Raw genomic sequence first — 24,018 nt, 5'->3', positions numbered from 1 at the left:
TCGCTGCTATGGTTTTGTTTTGCTCAGTCTCAGCGGGCGTTGGAATCGGAACCAGTCTCTTTTTTTGCGGAAACGATGGTTCTGACCGCTCCGATCAGGGCGGTGAGCAGGATGATCAGGATCACATTGATCTTGAAATAGTAATTGGCGAGGAAGGCTCCGATCATAATCAGAATCAGGATCGGAGAGCGAAGTTTTGCGACACCGCGGCCCATATCATAGACAACGGAGATGATGACGGCGCCGACACCGGCTCTCATTCCGCTTAACATATTCTGGATAAAGAAGTTTTCTTTAAATGCCGTGTAGAATGCAGAGATTGCAGTGATGATCACAAACGGCGGGAGAATTGCCCCGAGGATTGCGCAGAGGATTCCGGGCATTCCTGCGAGTTTATATCCGACAACGATTGCTCCGTTGACGGCAATCGCGCCCGGTGAGGACTGGGCGATCGCAATCAGATCGAGCATCTCATTTTCATCGATCCAGTGGAGCTCGTCCACGAATTTCGTTTTCAGAAGACTGACGATGACATAGCCTCCGCCGAATGTAAACGTGCTTAAGTAGAGGGTGGAGAAAAAGAGTTTTTTCAGAATGGCGCGTTTGTCCTGCGCCGGTTTTTCATTTTCCATAGAACTCATAGAAACTGCTGACTCCTTTCGAGTGGATTTTGGATTGCGAAGCATCTTTCCGGTATTTACTATATCACGGAAACACTTATATGAAAAATAATATAATCATATCAAAATCATATGGAAAATCATATAATATGAGTTACAATAACTCTGAGAGGATTGAGAGGGGAAGGGCAGAGACATGACGATACGGCATATGCGGATTTTTCTGGCAGTGACGGAAAATGGGAATAACCTGACGCGGGCGGCGAGCCAGCTTTATATGGCGCAGCCCGCGGTGACGGTCGCAATTCAGGAGCTTGAGCAGTATTACGGGATGAATCTCTTTGACCGTCTCGGGAAGCGGCTGTATCTGACAGAGGCGGGCAAACAGTTTCGGGAGTATGTTGTGCGCATTCTCGGCCTTTTTGACGATATGGAGGAAGGGATGAAGAGCTGGGGAAGCCGTGGAGTTCTCAGAGTCGGGAGCAGTATCACGATCGGCTCACAGTTTATGCCGGGATATGTTGAGGAGTATGCGAAGACCCATCCGAATGTTGACACGCAGGTGCTGATCGGTCCGTCAGACCGGATTGAGAAAAAAATCCTGAACAATGAGCTGGACATTGCGCTCGTTGAGAGTCCGGTGCATGAAAAAAATCTCGTTGCGGAGCAGTACATGGAAGATTATCTTGTGATCATTGCGCCGGGGAATTCTCAAGAGAATCCAGCTGGGTGTGACCTGCAAAAATTTTCCTGCGGGAGTCAGAGCGGGTGTTTAAAAAATATGGAACCGACAGAAAAACCGGAAACGGATGTGAGTAAAAAGGAGACTTCCAAAGAGCGCGGGGAAATGAAACTGTTGGAGATGAGCATCGAGGAATTTGCTTCCCAGAGACTTCTTCTCAGAGAACCGGGAAGCGGGACGAGGGAGTCGATTGAGAAAGTTCTGGAACCTTTTTCGATCCAATTAAAAACATCGTGGGAGGCGACGAGCACGACCGCACTGGTCAATGCGGTGATCTCCGGGCTCGGAATCTCGATTGTGCCGCGGCGGATGGTGGAGGCGCCACTTAGGAGCAGGCAGATCCGCGAGATTCATGTGAAGGAACTAAAGTTTCAGAGATATTTTTATATCGTCTATCACAGAGATAAACTTTTGACCGCACCGATTCGCGACTTTATGGAGGTTTGCAGAAATTATGAGAGCCTGCATCCTCAGCCGAGATACAGCGGACTATTCTGAATGTTCGGAACAGATCGTATTAAAAAAAATCAAAGCTGGAAAATGGGAAGGTTGAGAGAAACGAGGGAGAAGGGGAGAAACTATGCCGATTTTAAATCTATTGATCAAGCCTGCATCAGGCAGTTGCAATATGAGATGCCGTTATTGTTTTTATGCCGATGAGGGAAAAAACCGGGAGCAGGCGACTTACGGAATCATGAGCGAGGAGACGATGCGCGCGATGGTGGACCGCGCAATGGAATTTGCAGATCGGGAGTGTATGATGATGTTTCAGGGAGGAGAGCCGACGCTAGCTGGGCTTTCTTTTTTTCAGAAGCTGACCGACTATGTGAAGAATCACCCGAATCCGAAGAAGATTCGTGTGCGCTATGCGATTCAGACGAACGGATACGTGATTGATGAGGAGTGGGCATCATTTCTGGCAAAGCATCATTTTCTGGTCGGAATCTCTCTCGACGGAGGAAAGGAGATCCATGACCGCTACCGCGTTGATGCGCAGGGAAAGGGAACCTACAACCGCGTGATGGGTGCAATCCGTCTGCTCGAAAAACATGGGGTGGAATACAATATTCTGACGGTCGTGACGGCGATGACAGCTCGAAGTGGACGGAAAATCTATGAGTTTTTCAAGAAAAATGGATTTGGCTGGCAACAGTACATCGAGTGCCTTGATCCGATCGGGGAGATTCCGGGAAATCAGGAATTTTCGCTGACTCCTCAGAGGCTCGAGCAGTTTCTGAAGGATGTGTTTGACGCGTGGTACCTCGACTGGAAATCCGGTCGCTATGTCTATAACCGGTACTTTGAGAATTTGCTGATGATTCTTAACCGGCAGATGCCGGAGAATTGCAGCATGCGCGGAACTTGTGGAAAACAGTGGGTGGTTGAGGCGGATGGAAGTGTGTATCCGTGTGATTTTTACGCGCTTGATGAGTGGAAACTTGGAAACCTGAATACGGATAATTTTTTGCAGATGGACAAGAGGCGAGAGACACTCGGCTTTATAAAATGGTCGGAGCAGGTACCGGATGAGTGCCGGACCTGCTCCTGGTATGGTCTGTGCCGGAATGGATGCCGGAGAAACCGGGAACCGGTCACGGCACAGAGTACAAATGTCAATTATTTTTGCAGTGCATACAAACACTTTTTTGAGTACGCCTACCCGCGCCTGTTTGAGGTGTGGAGAACGTCCGTGAGACGATAAGACGCGTCATCTTATTCGCCGAATACCTTGCGGTAGTCGTCCTGGAATTTGCGGATTCCTTCATCAGTCAGCGGATGGTGAATCATTTGAAGCAGAACCTTGTAAGGAACGGTTGCGATATCGGCACCGGCTTTTGCACAGTCGATCACATGGATCGGATTGCGGATGCTTGCAGCGATAATCTGAGTCTCAATGCCGTGCATCTGGAAGATCTCGGTGATGTCCTCGATCAGGGAGATTCCCGGGGTGGAGATGTCGTCGAGACGTCCAAGGAACGGAGATACATAGTCAGCGCCGGCACGGGCAGCCAGAAGCGCCTGGGCAGCGGAAAAAATCAGGGTCACGTTCGTCTTGATTCCTTCCTTGTGAAGGACCTTTACTGCTTTTAAGCCCTCAGCCGTCATCGGAATCTTGACAACCATATTTGGATGGATGGAGGCGATCTCGCGGGCCTCGGCGATCATGCCCTCAGCATCGGTTGTGGTTGCCTTGACCTCTCCGCTGATCGGACCGTCAACGATCGAGGTGATCTCCTGGATGACCTGCTTAAAATCGCGGCCCTCTTTTGCAATCAGGGATGGATTCGTGGTGACACCGCTGATGATGCCCATATCATTTGCTTTTCGGATATCTTCTACATTTGCTGTATCGATGAAAAAAATCATAATTATTCTCCTCTCTCTGTTCTCTGATTTATTTCTGGAACTATTGTCAGAAAATTTCTCGTTTCTTTTATTATAGTATCACATAATCGAATCGTCAAACAGAAAATACCTGATAAACGCAACTCATCCAATTTCCTGAACAGAAAATTTTGTGAGATGGGGTTAGAAAAATAGAGAGAAATCGCGGTTAGATATAGATAAAATCTATATCTAACTATTAAAATCACGAATTTGACAATCTATGTGAAATCCATTATGATGGATTCACGATTCACAATTTGTATAAAATGTTATTAAAGTTACAGGGAGAAAGAATTATGAAAAAGAAATTAATGGCAGCATTGATCTCAGCAGGAGCAGCAGCTCTGGCTCTGAGCGGATGCGGCGGCTCTTCTTCTGACAGCACAAAGGCGGCTGATCAGAAAGATACAGGTGCAGCACAGGAGTCCGGAAGCAGCGCAGGAAATGAGGGCGCTAAGAAAGTTTTGAAATTTGGACAGGCAAATGCAGGTGAGGGTCTGGATATGCAGACTTCCACGAACTCAAGAGCCGCTTCCATCGCAGATGAAGTGACGGAGAGCCTTCTGCGTTTTGACGATGACAACAACGAGGAGCCGGTTCTTCTGACAGACTTCCCGACCGTTTCTGATGATGGTCTTGTCTACACGTTCGAGCTGAAGCAGGGCGTTCATTTCACGAATGGAACCGAGCTTACGAGCAAGGATGTCAAGTTCACTTTTGAGCGTATGTTCAATCCGGCGACCGCTGCAAAGAGCACCGCTTACTTCAACATGATCAAGGGTGCGAAGGACATGCTCGATGGAAATGCGACAGAGCTGGCAGGATTTGAGGTTGTGGATGATTATCATTTCACAATCACTCTGGATTATGCATTTGCACCGTTTGTAAAGAACCTCGGAACTTCCTACGCAGATATCTTCCCGGAAGATGCATGCACGGAGGCCGGTGAGAACTGGGGACTTGGAACGAACCTGATCGGTACCGGTCCGTACAAGATTCAGGAGAACGATGACACGACGAAAGTTGTTCTTGTGAAGAATGAGGATTATCACGGCGGCGAGGTAAATCTGGATGAATTGCAGATTCTGTTCTATGATGATGACCAGACAAAGCTGATCGCATACGAGAACGGTGATATTGATCTCGCAGATCTGAACGCAAGCCTGTTAAGCCAGTACAAGGATAAGTACGCAGATGAGATCACAGCATATTATCCGCTGGGAACTTCTTTCATTTCCCTGAATCTCAAGGATGCTTATCTGAGCGATGTGAATGTGAGAAAGGCAATCTCTCTGGCAATCAACCGCGAGGAGCTTGTGGATGCCGTGCTCAACGGCGCTGGTATTCCGGCAACTTCCTATCTGAACAACGGAATTCCGGGACATGATGATTCCCTTTCTGTTTATGAGTACAATCCGGAAGCTGCAAAGCAGCTGCTTGCCGATGCAGGTTACGGTGACGGCATCACGATCTCTTCTGAGGTGCGTCAGGCAGATCAGGCTGTTTACTCCGCAATTCAGGGTTACCTCGCAGAGGTTGGAATCACTCTGGATCTGACTGTTGTCGACAATGCAACTTACACCGCAGACAGAACAGCAGGAAAGATCCCGTTAACCGGTTCCACCTGGAATGCTCTGTATCCGGATGGAGATTTCCAGATGTACAACTACTTCTATTCCAGCAAGTCCAATGCACAGGGTGTCTTCTATGACAACGCAGACTTTGACAAGCTGCTGGATGATGCAAGAAAATCTACCGATGAGAGCGAGCGCGCTGACCTCTACAAGCAGGCAGACAAGATTCTCTCCCAGGAAGATTATGCGTGCATCCCGCTCTACTATCCGCAGAGCCAGTTCATCGCAAAGCCGTATGTCAAGAATTTCAAGGTCGGCAACCTGATTTACCACTTCTGGAATGCAGATGTGGATACTTCTGCACAGAACTAAGCAGAACGCATTGCCATTCATTCCGATTATTCAGAAGCAGATTCTTCCGAAATGAAGGAATGAAAACGTAAAACATGAAGAAGTGAAGTTATACACGTTATACAAATTGAATTGATGAGAAATTACTTGATAAATATACAGCCCGGCCGGCGCATTATGCGTCGGCTGTTTGGCTGTATATTTGTCGTAGAAGGAGGAAGAAGAGAGTGATTCGATACATTATCAAACGGGCATTTCTCGCAGTTGGAATTATCTTCTCAATCTCGCTGATCACATTCTTTATTTTGAATGTCATCCCGGGTGACCCGGTGGCAGCGATGCTTGGAGAATTTGCAGATGCCGACAAGATTGCCCAGGTAAAGGCGCAGATGGGGTTGGATGCACCACTCCCGATTCAGTATCTGAACTGGCTGAAAGACCTTTTGCACGGAGACATGGGAACAAGCTATTTCCAGAAAAAACCGGTGGTTACCCTGATTCTTCAGGCGTTTCATTACACCGCAATCATGGCAACGGCAGCGTACATCGTTGCGCTGATTCTCGGTCTGACGGCGGGAATTCTTGCGGCTGTCTACCATGACCGCGCAATTGACCGGATTCTGATGAGCATTTCCGCATTTGGAATTTCTGCTCCGTCGTTCTGGGTGGCAATTCTTCTGCAGATTTATGTGGGACTGAAATTCAGCATTTTCCCTGTGTCCGGAGTCTCAAGCCCGATTGGCTACGTGCTTCCGTCTCTTGCACTCGGAACGAGATATGCGGCGTCCATTTCCCGAATCACGAGAGCAAGCATGCTTGAGGTGATGGGACAGGATTTTGTGAAGACAGCATACGCGAAGGGACTTTATCAGGGACGGATTATTCTGATCCATATTTTCCAGAATGCCCTGGTTCCGATCATCACGGTAATCGGTACCGATATCGGCGCGCTGCTGACCGGTTCCATGATCACGGAGAATGTATTTAACATTCCGGGAATCGGAAAACTGCTGATCGATGCAATCCATCGCCGCGACATCCCGCTTGTTCAGGGCGGTGTCATTTACGTCGCTGCAATCTGTGTTCTGATTTACTTTATCGTGGATGTGCTCTATGCGGTCATCAATCCGAACATCCGCCTGACGAAAGGAGAATAGCTGATGAGAAAAAAGAATTATTATTCCGAGAGCCTGAAGCTGTTCTGGAAAAATAAACTTGCGGTTTTGTCCCTGCTGATTCTGGTGCTGCTTGTGATTGCAGCCATTTTTGCCCCGGTTCTGACCCCGTATGATCCGAACAAACAGGTGCTTGCAGATAAACTCCTGTTCCCGAGTGCAGAGCATCTCTTCGGAACGGATGAATTCGGGCGGGATATTTTGACGCGCTGCCTTTACGGATGCCGTGTTTCTTTGAGTGTCGGAATTGTCTCCCAGCTGATCGCTTCCGTGATCGGATATTTCATGGGAGTGTGTGCCGGATACTTTGGAAAAAAGACGGATGATGTCATCTCTTTCCTGATTCAGGTATTTTCGAGTTTCCCGGCCCTGCTCTTTGCAATGGCCCTGATGTATGCGCTGGGTTCCGGAATTATGAATCTCTATCTGACACTCGGATTTCTCTCCTGGGCAAATACGGCGCGTCTGATTCGAGGAACGGTGCTTCAGCTCAAGGAGCAGGAGTATATCCAGGCCTGCCGGATTGACGGCGGAAGCAATCTCCGCGTCATCTTAAAGCATCTGTTCCCGAACTGCATTCCGATGCTGATTGTGTCCTGCACTCTCGGCATTCCGTCCGCAATCCTGACGGAGGCGAGCTTAAGCTATCTCGGCCTTGGTGTTCCGAGTCCGACTGCTAGCTGGGGATCCATGATCTCCGGTGCGCAGACCTTTATCCGGACAAATACCTATTACAGTCTGTTTCCGGGAATTTTCATTATTCTCACCGTGATCGCCTTCAACACGCTTGGGGACGGACTTCGCGATGTGCTTGATCCAAAACTGCGCAAGTAAGCAAGTAAACGATTAAGTAAACGAGTAAGCGGGCAGAAAAAAGTGAAAAGCAAAAAATGAAAATGAAGAAGAAAAAGCGAAACGCGGAAAACGAAATGCGAATGTGAAAGAGGAAACAGAATGGGGAAACAGGATATGGAAAATATGGAGAGAGAAAACATTCTTGAGATAAAAGATCTGGATGTGCGGCTCTTCACAGAGCGCGGGGAACTTCCGGTTATTGACCGGCTGAACCTGACGCTCAGAGCGGGAGAGACTCTTGGAATTGTGGGCGAGAGCGGATGCGGAAAAAGCATGCTTGCCTCTGCAATCATGGGACTTGTGGCGCGTCCGGGAAAAGTCACCGGCGGAGAAATTCTCTTCGGAAGAGAAGAAAAGCGGGATCTGACGAAGATGACGGCAAAGGAACTCAGAAAGATTCGCGGAACAGGAATCTCGATGATCTTTCAGGAGCCGATGACGAGTCTAAATCCGCTGATGAGCTGTGGACGTCAGATTGTGGAGACAATTCTTGCACATGAGAAAATCGGACGCGCGGAGGCGAAAGAGCGCGCGATCTCGATTATCCGCTCTGTCGGAATCCAGAGACCGGAGAAAGTCTTTGGGGAGGTTCCGGCACAGCTCTCGGGAGGAATGCGTCAGAGAATCATGATTGCGATGGCGCTTGTCTGCAACCCGGAGCTGCTGATCTGTGATGAGCCGACGACGGCTCTTGATGTGACGGTTCAGGCGCAGATTCTCGGACTGATCCGCCGTCTGCAGAGAGAAAAGAAGACCTCCGTTATTTTCATCAGCCATGATATGGGAGTTATCTCCCAGATGGCAGACCGGGTGGCGGTCATGTATGCCGGACAGCTCGTGGAGTATGCCAAGGCGGAGGCGATTTTCACAGAACCGCTTCACCCGTACACGCAGGGACTTCAGGCGGCAATTCCGAAAATGAATGAGAAGAAAGATAGTCTGGAGAGTATTCCGGGAAATGTTCCGATGCTCTACGAACTTCCGAAAGGATGTATTTTCTCGCCGAGATGTGCCTACGCGACGGATCGCTGCCGCGGGGAACGGCCGCAGATCGTGGAGGCAGATGGCCATAAAGTCCGCTGCTTCCGCTATGAGCAGGGAATGAATCAAAAGAATCAGGAAACTGAGAATGGAAAGAACGATGAAAAGAAAAATGGGAAGGAGGGAGAATGATGAGTGAGACGATTCTGCAGGTTAAAAATCTGAAGAAGTATTACATGGTCGGACGAAAAGGACTGTTCGGAGAGAAGGAGTATGTCCGTTCCGTGGACGGCGTGAGTTTTGAGCTTCACCGCGGGGAGACACTCGCGATTGTGGGAGAGAGCGGATGCGGCAAATCCACGACTGTGAAATCCCTGCTTCGCGTTGTGGAGCCGACAGATGGAGAAGTCATTTTAAACGGGCAGGATTTCCTGAAGTTAAAGGGAGCGGATTTAAAGAAAGCCCGCAGAAATATCAAGATGATTTTTCAGGATCCTTACAGCTCCTTGAATCCCCGTATGACGGTGCGAGATATCATCGGAGAGCCGGCAGATATTGAGCATGTGTACAAGACGGAGGAAGAGAGAGAAAAGCTGATTCTCGACACGATGGAGATGGTTGGTCTGAACAAGGACTTTGCGGACCGCTACCCGCACGAGTTTTCCGGCGGACAGAGACAGAGAATTGGAATTGCCCGCGCGATCATTCTGAGACCGGAGATTGTCGTGTGCGATGAGCCGGTATCCGCGCTTGATGTGTCGGTTCAGGCGAAGATCATCAACCTCTTAAAAGAACTTCAGCAGAAGATGAATATTTCCTATATTTTCATCTCCCATGATCTCGGAGTGGTCAAGCACATTGCGGACCGGGTTCTTGTGATGTACCAGGGACATGTCGTGGAAGAGGGAACGAGGGATGAGATCTTTGAGAACCCGAAAAACGATTACACGAAGCTGCTGCTTGCAAGTATTCCGGAGATCGGAAAGAAGATGGATTTCGATCAGTTTGAGAAGGTGTTTCAGGCAGAGTAAAGTTTTTGAATTGCGGGTACGGCTCCTCCGATGGAGTAAGTCATGCAAACACGTTCGCACTCCGGGCTCCGGTCAGCGGAAGCGTCACAGGCGCTTCCTCGACATGCAGAGCAACGTAGTGGTGCATAAGGCTGTAAAATACACAGCCTAAGCACCAACGTCTCGCACGGGTTTGCCTTGCCTTCTCCATCAGAGGAGCCTGTGTACTGGAAAGCCAATTTAAGTGTGAATCTGTGATATAGCTGTTTGCAGAAAAATGCGAAGCAATATTCAAAGAATACGCATAGAAAAATGATAGAATTACATGTCATAGAAACTATACATGATGTTGGAAAAAATTAAGAAAACAATAAGGAAAGGAAAAATTATGAAATTAGATCGCAGTATGATAGAAGCGGATTTTCGCGCGCTGATCGGACCGCTGTGTGATGCAGTCGGACCGTCCGGATTTGAGGATGAGGTTGCAGATCTCTTAAGAGAGCAGATGGCAGGATATGATGTGGAATTGTCCGATGATGTGATGGGAAATCTGATTGCCTACAAGAAGGGCAATAAAAAGGGAAGCATGCTGATTTCTGCACACATGGATGAGATCGGACTGATTATCCGCCATATTGACAAGAATGGATTTCTGTGGGTGGAGACTCTGGGGGGAATCGCTCCGCAGCAGTTCTTCGGAAAGCGCGTGATCATCAAGACTGAGACCGGTCATGTGGATGGCATTGTGCAGTCTCTTCATCCGGGACGCCCGGATCGCTGCTCGGAGATGCCGAAGTCTGCTCAGGAGTTCTACATTGAGGTTGGCGCGGAGAGCCGTGAGGAAGTTCTCGAGATGGGAATTGAGGAGGGAAATCCGGTTTCCATCTGCTATCCGGTGATCTTTCTCGGTAAGCACAGAGTCGGCGGAAAGGCACTCGATGACCGTGCGCTTGTATTTATCCTGTTAGAAGTAATCAAGCTGTTAAATGGCGACAGTGAGGTGCCGGATGTCTATGCGCTTTTCTCCACGCAGGAGGAGGTCGGCGCGAGAGGTGCGATTGCGGCGGCAACGCGGATCAAGCCGGACATTGCACTTGCGCTTGATATGAGCCTTGCAGTGGACATTCCGGGAGTGTCTGAGAGCCGTTACATCAACGAGCTGGGACGCGGAACGTCAATCAAGGTGATGGACAAGCTGAGTGCCGGAGTCGGCGGTATTCTTGCAAATCGCGATGTTGTGCGCGACATGAAAAAGATCGCAAAAGAGCATGAGATTCCGTATCAGATTGAGGCGTATGCAGCGGGTGCGACAGATGCCAGTTTCATGCAGACTCTGAATGGAGGAATCAAGAGCGGCGGAATCCAGATTCCGATGCGCTATGTGCACTCCTATGAGGTGTGTGATGTGAGAGATGTCGTGGATACTGTGGAGCTTCTCTACTGGTATGTGAAGGAAGCACAGATTTAAAAAGAAAAAAGAAAACAGGATAATCGTCCGGGATTTCAAAGAGCAGAGACGGGAATCCGGAATAGAAAACTGCGGGTTTTGTCGGAAAATATTTCTTGACAAAACCCGTTTCTTTTTATAGAATACCAGATGAATACTTTGAATATCAAAACATTTGAAGGTAAAAATAAAGTCGGAGAACAGACGATGACGAGCAGAGTGATTGGAACCGGTTCCTATGTGCCGGAACGGGTTGTAACGAATGAGGATTTAGCGAAAGTTGTAGATACAAATGATGAGTGGATCGTCACACGAACAGGAATCCATGAGCGGCGGATAGCGATGGATGAGGGAACCGGTTTTATGGCAGCAGAGGCTTCGCGGCGTGCGCTTGCGGATGCCGGAATCGATGCATCGGAACTGGACCTGATTGTTCTGGCTACGTCCTCATCGGATCACTGCTTTCCAAGTACGGCCTGTGAGGTGCAGGCTGCAATCGGTGCAAAAAATGCGGTTGCGTTTGACATCAGTGCGGCATGCTCTGGATTTGAGTTTGCGCTGAGCACGGCGCAGGCGTTCATCACATCCGGAACTTACCGGACGGCGCTGATTGTCGGAGCAGATTGCTTGAGCAAACTGACAGACTGGACAGACCGAGGTACCTGTGTTCTTTTCGGCGACGGTGCAGGAGCTGCCGTTCTTCAGGCAGCGGATACCGGAGTCATCCATATGGTAATGGGAGCGGACGGAGCACGTGGAGGGGTTCTTACCTGTACGGCGCGCACGGACGGAAATGTCTTTAACGGAAAGACGCCGGAGCTTGGATACATCCGGATGGATGGACAGGAAGTTTTTAAATTTGCAGTAAAGAAAGTTCCGGAGTGCATCCGTCAGGTGCTTGAGGAGTCGGAGACAGGAATGGACGAGATCAAGTATTTCGTTCTCCATCAGGCAAATTACCGGATCTGTGAGGCTGTGGCAAAACGCCTGAAACAGCCGCTCGAGAAGGTGCCGATGAATATCGGTCGTTTCGGAAATACTTCCGGTGCGACAGTTCCGATTCTCTTGGATGAGCTGAACCGTGAGGGCAAGCTGAACCGGGGAGATAAACTGGTTCTTGCCGGATTCGGCGGCGGGCTGACCTGGGGTGCTGTGCTTCTGGAATGGTAGTACATACATAGTAAACGGTAATAAAGTAAAGTTATACGCTCTGTGAGCGTCGACTTGAAAAAATAAAAGGATAATAGACAAGAGGAGATTAAGACAATGTTAGAGAAGATGAAAGAGATTATTGCAGACCAGCTGAGCGTAGATGCAGACAGCATCAACGAGAACACTTCCTTCAAGGATGATCTGGGTGCAGATTCCCTCGACCTGTTCGAGTTAGTAATGGCTCTTGAGGATGAGTATTCCGTAGAGATCCCGTCTGAGGATCTGCAGAACCTGCTGACTGTAGGCGATGTTATGAACTACCTGAAGGGCAAAGGCGTAGAGGCGTAAGCGTCCTTACACTGGCAAAATCCGCTGTTGTCTGCGCATGATAATGACAAAAATCATAAAGATAAGAGATGCGTAAACAGTGACGAAAAAACGGTGCGGAGGCGTGAGAAATCCCGCCTCTGCATTCCGGTGTGAGAGTCCGTAAGCGGACTCTTTTTCATTACACAGGAAAATGGACAGCCGGGGACAGACAGGAGAGAAGCGTCCTGTGCAATGAAAAATGTTCCGCTGGGACAGCGCATTCAGAAACGATATTATATTCGGGAAAACGCTTAGCTGACGCGGTTCCCATATGGAGGAAACAGCATGAAAACGAGAGTGACAGAGTTACTTGGAATTGAGTATCCGATTATTCAGGGAGGAATGGCCTGGGTTGCAGAGAATCATCTGGCAGCAGCAGTATCAGAGGCCGGCGGACTGGGACTGATCGGCGGAGCAAATGCTCCGGCAGAGGTTGTCCGCGATTATATCAGAAAAGTAAAAGAAGTGACGGACAAGCCGTTCGGTGTCAATGTCATGCTGATGAGCCCATATGCAGCTGACGTGGCAAAAGTGGTTGTAGAAGAGGGCGTAAAAGTCGTAACGACCGGTGCAGGAGATCCTTCCAAGTACATGGAGATGTGGAAGAATGCAGGCGTAAAGGTAATCCCGGTTGTGGCATCCGTGGCACTTGCGAAGCGCATGGAGAGATACGGTGCAGACGCAGTTGTGGCAGAGGGATGTGAGTCCGGCGGCCATATCGGCGAGGCAACGACGATGACACTGGTTCCGCAGGTTGTTGATGCTGTATCGATTCCGGTTATCGCAGCCGGCGGTATCGCAGACGGAAGAGGAATCGCGGCAGCATTTATGCTGGGTGCCGAGGCAGTTCAGATGGGAACCCGTTTCCTCGTAGCAAAGGAGTGCACCGTTCATCAGAACTACAAGGATCGCGTCTTAAAGGCAAAGGACATCGACTCTACCGTAACCGGAAGAACTCACGGACATCCGGTTCGCTGCCTGAGAAACCAGATGACGAGAGAGTATCTGAAGCTGGAGAATGAGGGCAAGAGCTTTGAGGAGCTTGAGTACCTGACTCTCGGAACTCTGCGCAAGGCTGTTCAGGAAGGCGATGTGCAGAACGGAACTGTTATGGCAGGACAGATTGCAGGAATGGTAGCAAAAGAGCAGACCTGTAAGGAAATGATCGATGAGATGATGGCTCAGACAGAGAAACTGCTGGGACACAGATAAGAGAAAAGGAGCAGAACATGAGCAGAATCGCATTTATTTACCCGGGACAGGGAGCGCAGGTTTGCGGAATGGGACAGGATTTCTATGAGCAGACCGAGACAGGAAAAAAAGTCTTTGATCTTGCAACGGAGATCCTCGGATTTTCCATGCCGGAGCTGTGCTTTGAGAAGAACGACAGACTGGACATCACGGAGTACACACAGGCAGCAATGGTGACGACGAGCATTGCGATGACAAAAGTGCTTGAGGAGAACGGTGTGAAGCCGGATGTGACCGCAGGTCTGAGTCTGGGTGAGTACTGTGCCCTCTATGCAGCAGGTGTGATGAGCGAGAAAGATGCCATCGCGACTGTGCGCCAGAGAGGAATTCTGATGCAGGAGGCTGTTCCGGTTGGACAGGGTGCAATGGCAGCAGTTCTCGCAATGGATGCATCTGCGATTGAGGAAGTGATTGCAGACATCGAAGGCGTGCAGATTGCAAATTACAACTGTCCGGGTCAGATCGTTATTTCCGGAAAGAAAGAAGCGGTTGAGACGGCATGTGAGAAGCTGAAGGAGGCAGGGGCAAAGCGCACGATCATGCTGAACGTGAGCGGACCGTTCCACTCCAAGATGCTGACCGGAGCAGGCGAGAAACTCGGAGAGGTTCTTGCTCAGGTAGAAGTTCACAAGCCGCAGATTCCGTATGTGGCAAATGTGACCGCTTCCTATGTGACAGAGGCAGATGAGGTAAAACCGCTTCTGACCAAGCAGGTATCCTCCTCCGTGAGATGGCAGCAGAGTGTGGAGACGATGCTTGCTGACGGCGTGGATACTTTTATTGAGATCGGACCGGGAAAGACGCTTGCTGGTTTTATGAGAAAGATTGACAGAACCGCAAAAGTTTACAACGTGGAGAAACTTGAGGACGTGCAGAAAGTAGTTGAGGCGCTGAGCGCTCAGGAGGAGTAAATAACATGCTGACAGATAAAATTGCAGTAGTGACCGGCGCAAGCCGGGGAATCGGCAGAGAGATCGCAAAGACGCTCGCTTCAAAGGGTGCTGTAGTGATCGTGAATTACAATGGTTCTGTTGCAAAAGCGGAGGAAGTTGTGAAGGAGATCGAGGAGGCAGGCGGACGCGCAGAGGCGATGCAGTGCAATGTCTCCGACTTCGAGGCAGCCGGCGAGATGCTCAGCGCAGTTGTCAAAAAGTATGGCCGCGTGGACATTCTTGTAAATAACGCGGGAATTACCCGCGATGGTCTTCTGATGAAGATGACAGAGGCTGACTTTGATGCGGTTATGGATACGAACCTCAAGGGCGCATTCAACTGCATGCAGCACGTTTCCCGCCAGATGCTCAAACAGCGTTCCGGACGCATCATCAACATGGCATCCGTTGTGGGTCTGTTAGGAAATGCCGGTCAGGCAAATTACGGTGCATCCAAGGCTGGTTTGATCGGAATGACAAAGTGTGTTGCAAGAGAACTTGCAAGCCGCGGAATCACCTGCAATGCAGTTGCTCCGGGCTTTATTGTGACGGAAATGACAGATGTGCTCTCCGATGCCGTGAAAGAGGCAATGGTGGCACAGATCCCGTTGAAGAAATTTGGTTCCACAAAGGATGTGGCAGCAGCAGTTGCCTTCCTCGCATCGGATGATGCCGCATATATCACCGGACAGGTGATCAGCGTGGACGGCGGAATGCATATGTAAGCAAAAAGCTATTTGAATCTAGCGAGATTATTGAATGGAAAACGTAACCACTCGAATAAAAAATAGAACGAAACCAAAATAAACGAAATGCAGAGATAGAAAAGGAGAGTCCCTTATGAGCAGAAGAGTAGTCGTGACTGGTCTGGGTGCAATCACCCCAATCGGAAACAGTGTAGAGGAATTCTGGAATGGTCTGAAGGCGAAAAAAGTCGGAATCGGTCCGATTACCGCATTTGATACCACTGAGTACAAGGCAAAGCTGGCAGCAGAGGTAAAGGATTTTGATCCGAAGCAGTACATGGATCCGAAGGCAGCAAGAAGAATGGAGCGCTTCAGCCAGTTCGCTGTCGCAGCAGTCAAAGAGGCAATGGAAGATGCCGGAATCGATATGACGAAGGAAGATCCGTTCCGCGTAGGTGTCAGCGTAGGTTCCGGAATCGGAAGTCTGCAGGCAATTGAGCGTGAATATAAGAAACTGTTGGAGAAGGGACCGAGCCGTGTAAATCCGCTTCTCGTTCCGCTCATGATCTCCAACATGGCAGCAGGAAATGTCTCCATCCAGTATGGTCTCAAGGGCAAGTGCATCAACGTGGTAACTGCATGTGCGACCGGAACCCACTCGATCGGTGAGGCATTCCGTTCCATTCAGCACGGCGAGGCTGAGGTCATGATCGCAGGCGGTACCGAGGCAAGCATCACCCCGATCGGCGTGGCAGGATTCACTGCACTGACTGCACTTTCTACCTCTGAGGATCCGATGCACGCATCGATGCCGTTTGATGTAAACAGAAATGGTTTTGTCATGGGTGAGGGCGCAGGAATCGTTGTTCTCGAGTCCTTAGAGCATGCACAGGCACGCGGAGCAAAGATCTATGCAGAGATCAGCGGATACGGTGCAACCTGTGACGCTTTCCACATCACTTCCCCGGCAGAGGACGGAAGCGGTGCGGCAAAGGCAATGGAGTACGCAATCGCAGATGCAGGCATGAAGCCGGAGGATGTCGATTATATCAATGCACACGGAACGAGCACCCATCACAATGATCTGTTTGAGACGAAGGCAATCAAGCTTGCACTCGGCGATCACGCAAAGGATGTAAAGATCAACTCCACAAAGTCCATGATCGGTCATCTGCTCGGAGCAGCAGGCGGCGTGGAGTTCATCACCTGTGTGAAGTCCATTCAGGAGGGATTTGTTCATGCGACCGCCGGTCTTGAGAATGATGATCCGGAGTGTGATCTTGACTACACGAAGGGTGAGGGCGTATCCATGCCGGTGAACTGCGCAATTTCCAATTCTCTTGGATTTGGCGGACACAATGCAACCCTGCTTGTTAAGAAATTTGAGGCGTAAGGAGACAGATCATGACGATTGATGAGATTGTAAAATTGATTGAAGCAGTATCAGAAAATGGTCTGACGAGCTTTTCTTATGAAGAGGGAAATCAGAAGCTGATCCTCAAGAAGAAAAAGAAGAAAAATGTGGCACAGGCTCCGGTTGCTCCGGTTGTGATTTCACAGCCGGCACCGCAGATGATGAGCCCGATGGCAGTTCCGATGGCACAGCCGGAAATGACTGCGCCTCAGAGCGCACCTGCCCAGAATACAGAGAACACTTCCGCTCAGGAAAACACGCTCGATATCGGCTCTGACAAAGTCGTTCTCTCTCCGCTCGTGGGAACATTTTACAGCAGTTCAAGCCCGGATGCAGAGGCATTTGTCCAGGTGGGAGATACTGTGAAGAAGGGACAGGTTCTCGGCATCATCGAGGCAATGAAGCTGATGAATGAGATTGAGAGCGAGTATGACGGCGTAGTCGAGGCAGTTCTCGTCAATAACGAGGATGTCGTAGAATACGGTCAGCCATTATTCCGCATTCGCTAAATCAAATGGAATCCGATCCGTATGATAAATTTTGCGAATGAAAATAAACATGAAAATTGTTTTTAGTTAGATGGGAGATAGAACGACATGAGACTGGGAATTAAGGAAATTCAGGAGATCATTCCTCATCGTCATCCGTTCCTGCTGATTGACTTCATCGATGAGCTTGAGCCGGGTGTGCGTGCAGTTGGATATAAGTCTGTAACATTTAATGAGCCGCAGTTCAATGGTCATTTTCCGGGACAGCCGGTTATGCCGGGTGTGCTGATGATTGAGGCACTTGCACAGGTCGGCGCAGTTGCAATTTTAAGCCTTCCGGAGAACAAGGGAAAGACCGCATTCTTCGGCGGAATCAACAATGCAAAATTCCGCCAGATGGTGCTTCCGGGCGACCGCCTGAAACTTGAGTGCGAGATCATCAAGCGCAAGGGACCGGTAGGTGTTGGCAAGGCGGTTGCAACAAATGCAGATGGCAAGGTTGCAGTATCCGCAGAGCTTACTTTTGTAGTTGGTGCGTAAACGATATACGAAAATCACACGAATGTGCGGTAATTCGGATTGAAAAATTAATCGCTGAATTTTTGCAAACGTCGATGTGAATTGTGTTTTGCATATCAGAGAAATGCTAATTGTATTTCTGATGATTGATAAAAATGCAAAATAAATAATAGATAATAGATAATAGGTAACTGGCGACGAAGATGAGAAAGTGCAGGCAAACCCGTGTGAAGCGTCGGTGTTTAGGGCGCGTATTTTGCGCCCTTATGCACCGCTACGCTGAACCCGGAGCGAGAGCGAGTTTGCCTGACTTTACTCATCGGAGGAGCCCCTAGAAAATATTTCAAAGTTAAAGAGTTAAAGATAGAAACAAGTTCAGAGTCAGAGATAGAATCAGGAACAGAATCGAAGAATCGAGATCGAGGGAGAAACATGTTTGAGAAAATCTTAATCGCCAACCGGGGCGAGATTGCAGTGAGAATCATCCGGGCATGCCGGGAAATGGGAATTAAAACGGTTGCGGTTTATTCAGAGGCAGACCGGGACAGCCTGCATACGCTGCTTGCGGATGAGGCAATCTGCATCGGACCGGCACAGGCGGGACAGAGCTATCTGAATATGGAGCGAATTCTGGCGGCGACAGTTGCCATGAAAGCGGAGGCAATTCATCCGGGATTCGGATTTCTCTCCGAAAATGCCCGCTTTGCAGAACTCTGCGAGAAGTGCAACATTGCCTTTATCGGACCGTCTGCGGACATCATCAACCGCATGGGAAATAAATCCGAGGCGAGAAAGACTATGATTGAGGCGGGAATCCCGGTTGTTCCGGGTTCGAAAGAGCCGGTGTATACCGTGGAAGAAGCACTGGAGATGGCAAAGGCCATCGGCTTCCCGGTGATGATCAAGGCGTCATCAGGCGGTGGCGGAAAAGGTATGCGTGTGTCATGGGGTGAAGAGGATTTCGCAATGAATTTTGAGAGCGCCCAGTTAGAATCCATCAAGGGATTCTCCGACAACACCATGTATTTAGAGCGCTATGTTGAGAAGCCACGCCACGTGGAATTCCAGATCATGGCGGACAAGTACGGACATGTCGTTCATCTCGGAGAGCGTGACTGTTCAATCCAGCGCCGCCACCAGAAAGTTCTCGAGGAGTCCCCGTCCGTGGCGATCTCTGACGAACTCAGACAGAAGATGGGTGAGACGGCTGTCCGTGCTGCCAAGGCAGTCGGATATGAGAATGCCGGCACAATCGAATTTCTGTTAGACAAAAACCGCAATTTCTATTTCATGGAGATGAATACGAGAATTCAGGTTGAGCATCCGGTGACGGAGCTTGTGACGGGACTTGATCTGATTAAGGAGCAGATCCGTGTCGCTGCGGGAGAGCCGTTGAGCGTTTCACAGAAAGATATTCATGTGAGCGGTCATGCGATTGAGTGCCGAATCAATGCCGAAAATCCGGAGCGGAATTTCATGCCGTGTCCGGGCACAATCACGAACATTCACATTCCGGGAGGAAACGGAGTTCGTGTGGATACGCATATTTATAACGACTATAAAGTTCCTGCCAATTATGATTCCATGCTGATGAAGCTGATCGTTCACGGGCGGGACCGCGCGGAGGCGATCGCCAAGATGCGAAGCGCGCTCGGAGAACTGATTATTGAGGGAATTGATACGAATCTGGATTTCCAGTACGAGATTCTGAATAACGAGGCTTATCAGAACGGAGAGGTGGACACGGATTTTATTCCCACTTATTTCCCGCAGTACTGCCGGGAGTAGAGGGTGACCGGAAATTGCCGGAGAGTGGAATTTTCGGAAGCACTCTGGAGAGGACAGGGTAATTTGCTATGCTCAGAAATATGTTTAAAAAAACTTACACCATTATCGATTCTCACTACAAGCATCAGAAAGATGAGAAGGACGAACCGTCGATTCCGGAGGGACTCTGGCGCAAGTGCAACAAGTGCGGACAGCCGATCTATGTCGAGGATGTAAAAAACAATTTTTATATCTGCCCGAAATGCGGCGGATATTTCCGCGTGCATGCGTATCGCCGTCTCGAAATGCTTCTGGATGAGGGAAGCTTTGAGGAGTGGAATCAGGAGATGCCATTCTCGAATCCGCTTGATTTTCCGGGATATGAGAAGAAGGTCGAGGCAGCGAGAGAGAAGACCGGACTCAATGAGGCGATTGTCACCGGAAAGGGACGGATCGACGGTTTTGAGACAGCGGTTGGCGTCTGTGATGCCCGCTTTATGATGAGCAGTATGGGTCATGTGGTCGGAGAGAAGATCACGCAGATGGTTGAGCGTGCAACGGCGGAAAAACTTCCGGTTATCCTGTTTGCATGTTCCGGCGGAGCGCGCATGCAGGAGGGGCTTGTATCCCTGATGCAGATGGCTAAGACTTCCGCTGCGCTTGAGCGCCACCACGAGGCGGGACAGCTTTTTGTGAGCGTTCTGACAGACCCGACAACCGGAGGTGTGACGGCAAGCTTTGCGATGCTCGGCGACATCATTCTTGCAGAGCCGGGAGCACTGATCGGGTTTGCAGGCCCGCGCGTCATTCAGCAGACCATCGGACAGAAGCTTCCGGAGGGATTCCAGAGATCAGAATTTCTTCTCGAGCATGGATTTATCGATCAGATCGTGGAGCGCGACCAGCAGAGAGAGGTTCTTGCACAGATTTTGAAACTGCACTGCAAACCGGAAAAATCAGAGTGTGCAAAGACGGCGGCAGATGGGGAAAAAGATGCAGAGCCGGTGGAGAAATCCACGAAAAAGTGGAACAACAGTGGAAAGAGTGCATGGGATATGGTGCAGCTCTCCCGCGACAGCCACCGCCCGACCGCTCTCGACTACATTCATCAGATTTTCGATGATTTTATGGAATTCCACGGTGACCGCTACTTTGGAGATGACGGCGCGATTGTCGGCGGAATTGCAAGTTTCCATGGAACTCCTGTCACGGTAATCGGTCAGCAGAAGGGAAAGACGACGAAGGACAACTTAAAGCGCAATTTCGGCATGCCGTCTCCGGAAGGATACCGCAAGGCGCTGCGCCTGATGAAGCAGGCGGAGACGTTCGGACGCCCGATTATCTGCTTTGTGGACACCCCGGGTGCTTTCTGCGGAATTGAGGCGGAGGAGCGCGGACAGGGCGAGGCGATTGCAAGAAATCTGTTTGAGATGTCGGCTCTTAATGTTCCGGTTCTCTCGATTGTCATCGGGGAAGGCGGAAGCGGCGGAGCGCTTGCGATGGCGGTTGCCAATGAAGTGTGGATGATGGAGAATGCCATCTATTCGATTCTCTCTCCGGAAGGTTTCGCATCGATTCTCTGGAAGGACAGCAAGAAGGCACCGGATGCCGCGCGCGTGATGAAGATCACGGCAGAAGATCTGTATGAGCGCGGAATGATTGAGGAGATTATTCCGGAGGCAAATCCGGCTGATGAAGATACTCTGCCAGAGCTTGCCGGGACGATCAGCCGCAAGATGGAGAAGTTCCTCAAAAAATACGAGAGTCTGACCGGGGAGGAAATCCGCCGTCAGCGCTATGACCGTTTTCGGGTCATGTAAGGAGAAAATATGACAATGTTAAAACCGTTGAAAATCGGAGAGCTGACAGCAAAATTTCCGATCATTCAGGGAGGCATGGGAGTTGGAATCAGTCTTCATTCCCTTGCCGGAGCAGTTGCAAAGGCAGGCGGTGTCGGACTCATCTCTACCGCGCAGATCGGATTTCAGGATCCGGACTTTTTAAAGGCGCCGATGGAGGCAAATATGCGTGCAATCCGCAGCGAATTTGAGAAAGCCCGGGAGATTGCGCCGAAAGGAATTCTCGGATTCAACATCATGGTTGCAACGAGAAATTATGCGCAGTATGTGAAGGAAGCTGTGAAGGCGGGGGCAGACATCATCGTCTCCGGAGCAGGACTTCCGGTCTCTCTTCCGGAGCTGGTTGAGGGTACAAAGACGAAGATTGCACCGATTGTCTCAACGGCAAAATCTGCATCTGTGATCTGTAAACTCTGGGATCGAAAATACAAGAGAGTTCCGGATCTTGTCGTGATCGAGGGACCGCTTGCCGGCGGCCATCTTGGATTTTCGAGAGAGGATTTAAGCCGCTACGGAGCTGACACACCGGATGTTCCGGACACTTATAACCAGTCAGCTTACGATGAGGAAATCCGTGGAATTATGAAGGTGGTTTCCCAGTTTGCCGAGAAATACGGAAAGCATATTCCGGTTGCGATTGCCGGCGGAATTTACACGCATGAGGATGTGATGCATGCGATGGATCTGGGCGCAGATGCCGTTCAGGTTGCAACCCGTTTTGTGACGACCGAGGAGTGCGATGCACCGATGTCCTACAAGCAGGCGTACATTGATGCGAAGAAGGAGGATATTGTGATCACACAGAGTCCGGTCGGAATGCCGGGACGCGCGATCCGAAATGCATTTCTGGATAAAATCACAGAGCGCAAGGAGCGCGGAGAACGCGCGAAAATCACTCACTGCTATCAGTGTCTGGAACACTGTGATCCGGCAAACATTCCGTACTGCATCACGAAGGCACTCTCAAATGCGGCAGAGGGAAAACTCTCGGAGGCACTTCTCTTCTGCGGAAGCAATGCCTACCGCGCAGACCGGATTGAGACGGTGGATGCGGTGATGCGCGATCTGGCCGGTGTGCAGTGATTCCGTGATTGGATCATAGCGGTATAGTTGCCCGGGATCTCTCATAAGGTTTAAGGAGATCAAAAAGCCGGGTTTTGCACATGTTGAATTATTTATGGAGTTCCATGATTCTCGTCGGGCTGCTCTGGGGAGCGGCTGCCGGGAATCTGGGAGAGATAACCCAGGGTCTGCTCGAATCTGCACAGGATGCGGTGGCTCTGGGTATTACTATGCTCGGAATGATGACATTCTGGTGCGGAATCATGGAGATCGGGAAACGTGCGGGGCTTCTTGAGTGGTTTACGAGAAAGATGGATCCGCTCCTCAATTTTCTCTTTCCCGATCTGAAAGCGGATCATCCGGCGCGCGCGCCGATTGCAGTCAACATGGCAGCAAATATGCTTGGACTCGGCATGGCGGCGACACCGGCAGGGATCCTGGCGATGCGAAAGATGGATGAGGGGAGCGGGAGAGCGACGAGTGCGATGTGCACGTTTTTGATTTTAAATATCTCTTCGCTTCAGCTGATTCCGGTGAATATGATTGCATATCGGAGCCAGTACGGATCGGCGGATCCCGGAGCGGTCATGGGACCGGCGCTGTTTGCAACTTCGTGTTCGACGCTTGCGGCTGTGATATTCTGTAAAATCATGCAGAAAATGGATCAAAAAATGGATCCGGTCAGAGAGCGGAAAAGAGAACAACGCAGTTTTGGGAGGTAAAGCGATGATGATGTGGATTTCCCAGATGATGATGCCGCTCACAGTCGGATACATTGTCGGCTTTGCCCTGCTTATGCGCCGTCCGGTGTTTGAGGATTTTCTTGGCGGGGCGAGAGACGGGATGCGGATGACGGCAGAGATTCTTCCGACGCTTGTGGGACTGATGATCGCTGTCGGAGTTCTCAGGACTTCAGGATTTCTCGATGCGGTATCGGAAATTTTGGGCGGGGGTGCGAAGATTTTGCATCTTCCGGGCGAACTGATTCCGCTGACACTTGTGCGCCTTGTGTCAAACTCGGCGGCGACGGGACTGCTTCTCGATCTCTTTGACACGTTTGGACCGGATTCGCGGATCGGGATGGCGGCGTCCGTGCTCATGAGCAGTACGGAGACCGTGTTTTACTGCATCAGCATTTATTTTGGTGCGGTGAAGGTGAGAAAAACCGGCTGGACCCTGCCGGGAGCGTTTATGGCAACGATAGCCGGAATTGCGGCAAGTCTGTGGATCACGAGATGAATTACCACGTCTGAAGTCTCCGTTTCCTACGCCATCAGGCGTGGTTTCTGAAAGACTACGATAAGTGGCTTATGGCTATTCACAAAGCCCTATCCCAATGGGATTACTTTTAAGCGACTGTTTGACGCAAAGTATGT

At 50.0% G+C, this 24,018-nt stretch carries 24 protein-coding genes; 21 read left to right on the top strand and 3 right to left on the bottom strand.

Going from position 1 to position 24,018, the window contains the following annotated elements:
- Positions 1–29: 29 nt before the first annotated feature.
- A complete protein-coding gene (locus tag ACR0QE_RS09105) occupies positions 30–641 on the bottom strand; it encodes a chromate transporter (protein WP_432628050.1) in 612 nt (203 codons plus the stop codon).
- A 175-nt stretch (positions 642–816) separates the two neighbouring features.
- On the opposite strand from ACR0QE_RS09105, the gene ACR0QE_RS09100 reads away from it, so the two are divergent.
- Positions 817–1,860: a LysR family transcriptional regulator gene (locus tag ACR0QE_RS09100; protein ID WP_432628049.1), complete on the top strand. Its 1,044-nt coding sequence runs from the start codon at positions 817–819 to the stop codon at positions 1,858–1,860.
- Between the two features lie 82 nt (positions 1,861–1,942).
- Entirely contained in the window at positions 1,943–3,064 is a 1,122-nt protein-coding gene (locus tag ACR0QE_RS09095) for an anaerobic sulfatase maturase (RefSeq protein WP_432628048.1), read from the top strand.
- A gap of 11 nt (positions 3,065–3,075) precedes the next feature.
- Here the strand turns inward: ACR0QE_RS09095 and fsa are convergent, their stop codons facing one another.
- Positions 3,076–3,729 carry a fructose-6-phosphate aldolase gene (fsa, locus tag ACR0QE_RS09090; protein ID WP_432628047.1) on the bottom strand — a complete coding sequence of 218 codons (654 nt, stop codon included), beginning with the start codon at positions 3,727–3,729 and terminating at the stop codon, positions 3,076–3,078.
- 317 nt (positions 3,730–4,046) lie between these two features.
- Here fsa and ACR0QE_RS09085 point away from each other — a divergent pair, with 317 nt between their 5' ends.
- The 5 genes from ACR0QE_RS09085 (at position 4,047) to ACR0QE_RS09065 (ending at position 9,717) form a co-directional block, all read left to right on the top strand.
- Entirely contained in the window at positions 4,047–5,696 is a 1,650-nt protein-coding gene (locus ACR0QE_RS09085; protein WP_432628046.1) for an ABC transporter substrate-binding protein, read from the top strand.
- Positions 5,697–5,902: 206 nt separating this feature from the next.
- On the top strand, positions 5,903–6,832 hold the full coding sequence (locus tag ACR0QE_RS09080; RefSeq protein WP_432628045.1) for an ABC transporter permease: 930 nt from the start codon (positions 5,903–5,905) through the stop codon (positions 6,830–6,832).
- Positions 6,833–6,835: 3 nt separating this feature from the next.
- A complete protein-coding gene (locus tag ACR0QE_RS09075; protein WP_432628044.1) occupies positions 6,836–7,684 on the top strand; it encodes an ABC transporter permease in 849 nt (282 codons plus the stop codon).
- Positions 7,685–7,819: 135 nt separating this feature from the next.
- On the top strand, positions 7,820–8,878 hold the full coding sequence (locus tag ACR0QE_RS09070) for an ABC transporter ATP-binding protein (RefSeq protein ID WP_432628058.1): 1,059 nt from the start codon (positions 7,820–7,822) through the stop codon (positions 8,876–8,878).
- Positions 8,878–9,717 carry an ABC transporter ATP-binding protein gene (locus ACR0QE_RS09065; protein WP_432628043.1) on the top strand — a complete coding sequence of 280 codons (840 nt, stop codon included), beginning with the start codon at positions 8,878–8,880 and terminating at the stop codon, positions 9,715–9,717. Before ACR0QE_RS09070 ends, ACR0QE_RS09065 begins: the two co-directional genes overlap by 1 nt.
- A 40-nt stretch (positions 9,718–9,757) precedes the next feature.
- Here ACR0QE_RS09065 and ACR0QE_RS09060 read toward each other — a convergent pair whose 3' ends face one another.
- A complete protein-coding gene (locus ACR0QE_RS09060; protein ID WP_432628042.1) occupies positions 9,758–9,907 on the bottom strand; it encodes a hypothetical protein in 150 nt (49 codons plus the stop codon).
- A 177-nt stretch (positions 9,908–10,084) separates the two neighbouring features.
- Here ACR0QE_RS09060 and ACR0QE_RS09055 point away from each other — a divergent pair, with 177 nt between their 5' ends.
- The 14 genes from ACR0QE_RS09055 (at position 10,085) to ACR0QE_RS08990 (ending at position 23,881) form a co-directional block, all read left to right on the top strand.
- Positions 10,085–11,164: a M42 family metallopeptidase gene (locus ACR0QE_RS09055; RefSeq protein WP_432628041.1), complete on the top strand. Its 1,080-nt coding sequence runs from the start codon at positions 10,085–10,087 to the stop codon at positions 11,162–11,164.
- Between the two features lie 186 nt (positions 11,165–11,350).
- Positions 11,351–12,313 (top strand): beta-ketoacyl-ACP synthase III, encoded by a 963-nt coding sequence (locus tag ACR0QE_RS09050; protein WP_432628040.1) that lies wholly within the window; start codon positions 11,351–11,353, stop codon positions 12,311–12,313.
- Between the two features lie 96 nt (positions 12,314–12,409).
- Positions 12,410–12,643 (top strand): acyl carrier protein, encoded by a 234-nt coding sequence (acpP, locus tag ACR0QE_RS09045; protein ID WP_432628039.1) that lies wholly within the window; start codon positions 12,410–12,412, stop codon positions 12,641–12,643.
- A gap of 306 nt (positions 12,644–12,949) precedes the next feature.
- Complete coding sequence (gene fabK, locus ACR0QE_RS09040; protein WP_432628038.1) at positions 12,950–13,876, top strand: enoyl-[acyl-carrier-protein] reductase FabK; 927 nt, start codon at positions 12,950–12,952, stop codon at positions 13,874–13,876.
- A gap of 17 nt (positions 13,877–13,893) precedes the next feature.
- Positions 13,894–14,826 carry an ACP S-malonyltransferase gene (fabD, locus tag ACR0QE_RS09035; RefSeq protein WP_432628037.1) on the top strand — a complete coding sequence of 311 codons (933 nt, stop codon included), beginning with the start codon at positions 13,894–13,896 and terminating at the stop codon, positions 14,824–14,826.
- Positions 14,827–14,831: 5 nt separating this feature from the next.
- Positions 14,832–15,572, top strand: coding sequence for a 3-oxoacyl-[acyl-carrier-protein] reductase (fabG, locus tag ACR0QE_RS09030; protein ID WP_432628036.1), 741 nt, complete (start codon positions 14,832–14,834; stop codon positions 15,570–15,572).
- A gap of 115 nt (positions 15,573–15,687) precedes the next feature.
- The gene (gene fabF, locus ACR0QE_RS09025; protein WP_432628035.1) at positions 15,688–16,926 is read left to right on the top strand and encodes a beta-ketoacyl-ACP synthase II; all 1,239 of its coding nucleotides are present in this window, start codon (positions 15,688–15,690) and stop codon (positions 16,924–16,926) included.
- Positions 16,927–16,937: 11 nt separating this feature from the next.
- Positions 16,938–17,456, top strand: coding sequence for an acetyl-CoA carboxylase biotin carboxyl carrier protein (gene accB, locus ACR0QE_RS09020; protein ID WP_432628034.1), 519 nt, complete (start codon positions 16,938–16,940; stop codon positions 17,454–17,456).
- Positions 17,457–17,543: 87 nt separating this feature from the next.
- A complete protein-coding gene (fabZ, locus tag ACR0QE_RS09015; protein WP_177977806.1) occupies positions 17,544–17,975 on the top strand; it encodes a 3-hydroxyacyl-ACP dehydratase FabZ in 432 nt (143 codons plus the stop codon).
- A gap of 411 nt (positions 17,976–18,386) precedes the next feature.
- Positions 18,387–19,742, top strand: coding sequence for an acetyl-CoA carboxylase biotin carboxylase subunit (locus ACR0QE_RS09010; RefSeq protein ID WP_432628033.1), 1,356 nt, complete (start codon positions 18,387–18,389; stop codon positions 19,740–19,742).
- A 68-nt stretch (positions 19,743–19,810) separates the two neighbouring features.
- Positions 19,811–21,541 carry an acetyl-CoA carboxylase carboxyltransferase subunit alpha gene (locus tag ACR0QE_RS09005; protein ID WP_432628032.1) on the top strand — a complete coding sequence of 577 codons (1,731 nt, stop codon included), beginning with the start codon at positions 19,811–19,813 and terminating at the stop codon, positions 21,539–21,541.
- Positions 21,542–21,550: 9 nt separating this feature from the next.
- Complete coding sequence (locus tag ACR0QE_RS09000) at positions 21,551–22,663, top strand: NAD(P)H-dependent flavin oxidoreductase (RefSeq protein WP_432628031.1); 1,113 nt, start codon at positions 21,551–21,553, stop codon at positions 22,661–22,663.
- Between the two features lie 80 nt (positions 22,664–22,743).
- Positions 22,744–23,364 carry a nucleoside recognition domain-containing protein gene (locus ACR0QE_RS08995; protein WP_432628030.1) on the top strand — a complete coding sequence of 207 codons (621 nt, stop codon included), beginning with the start codon at positions 22,744–22,746 and terminating at the stop codon, positions 23,362–23,364.
- Between the two features lie 4 nt (positions 23,365–23,368).
- Positions 23,369–23,881, top strand: a complete 513-nt coding sequence (locus tag ACR0QE_RS08990; protein ID WP_432628029.1) for a nucleoside recognition domain-containing protein — start codon at positions 23,369–23,371, stop codon at positions 23,879–23,881.
- Positions 23,882–24,018: the final 137 nt, after the last annotated feature.

It is taken from the genome of Brotaphodocola sp. (genome assembly GCF_050873065.1).
Lineage (GTDB): Bacteria > Bacillota > Clostridia > Lachnospirales > Lachnospiraceae > Brotaphodocola.
The sequence above is the reverse complement of the archived record's forward strand: the minus strand, read 5'-3'. Positions and strand labels throughout refer to the sequence as shown.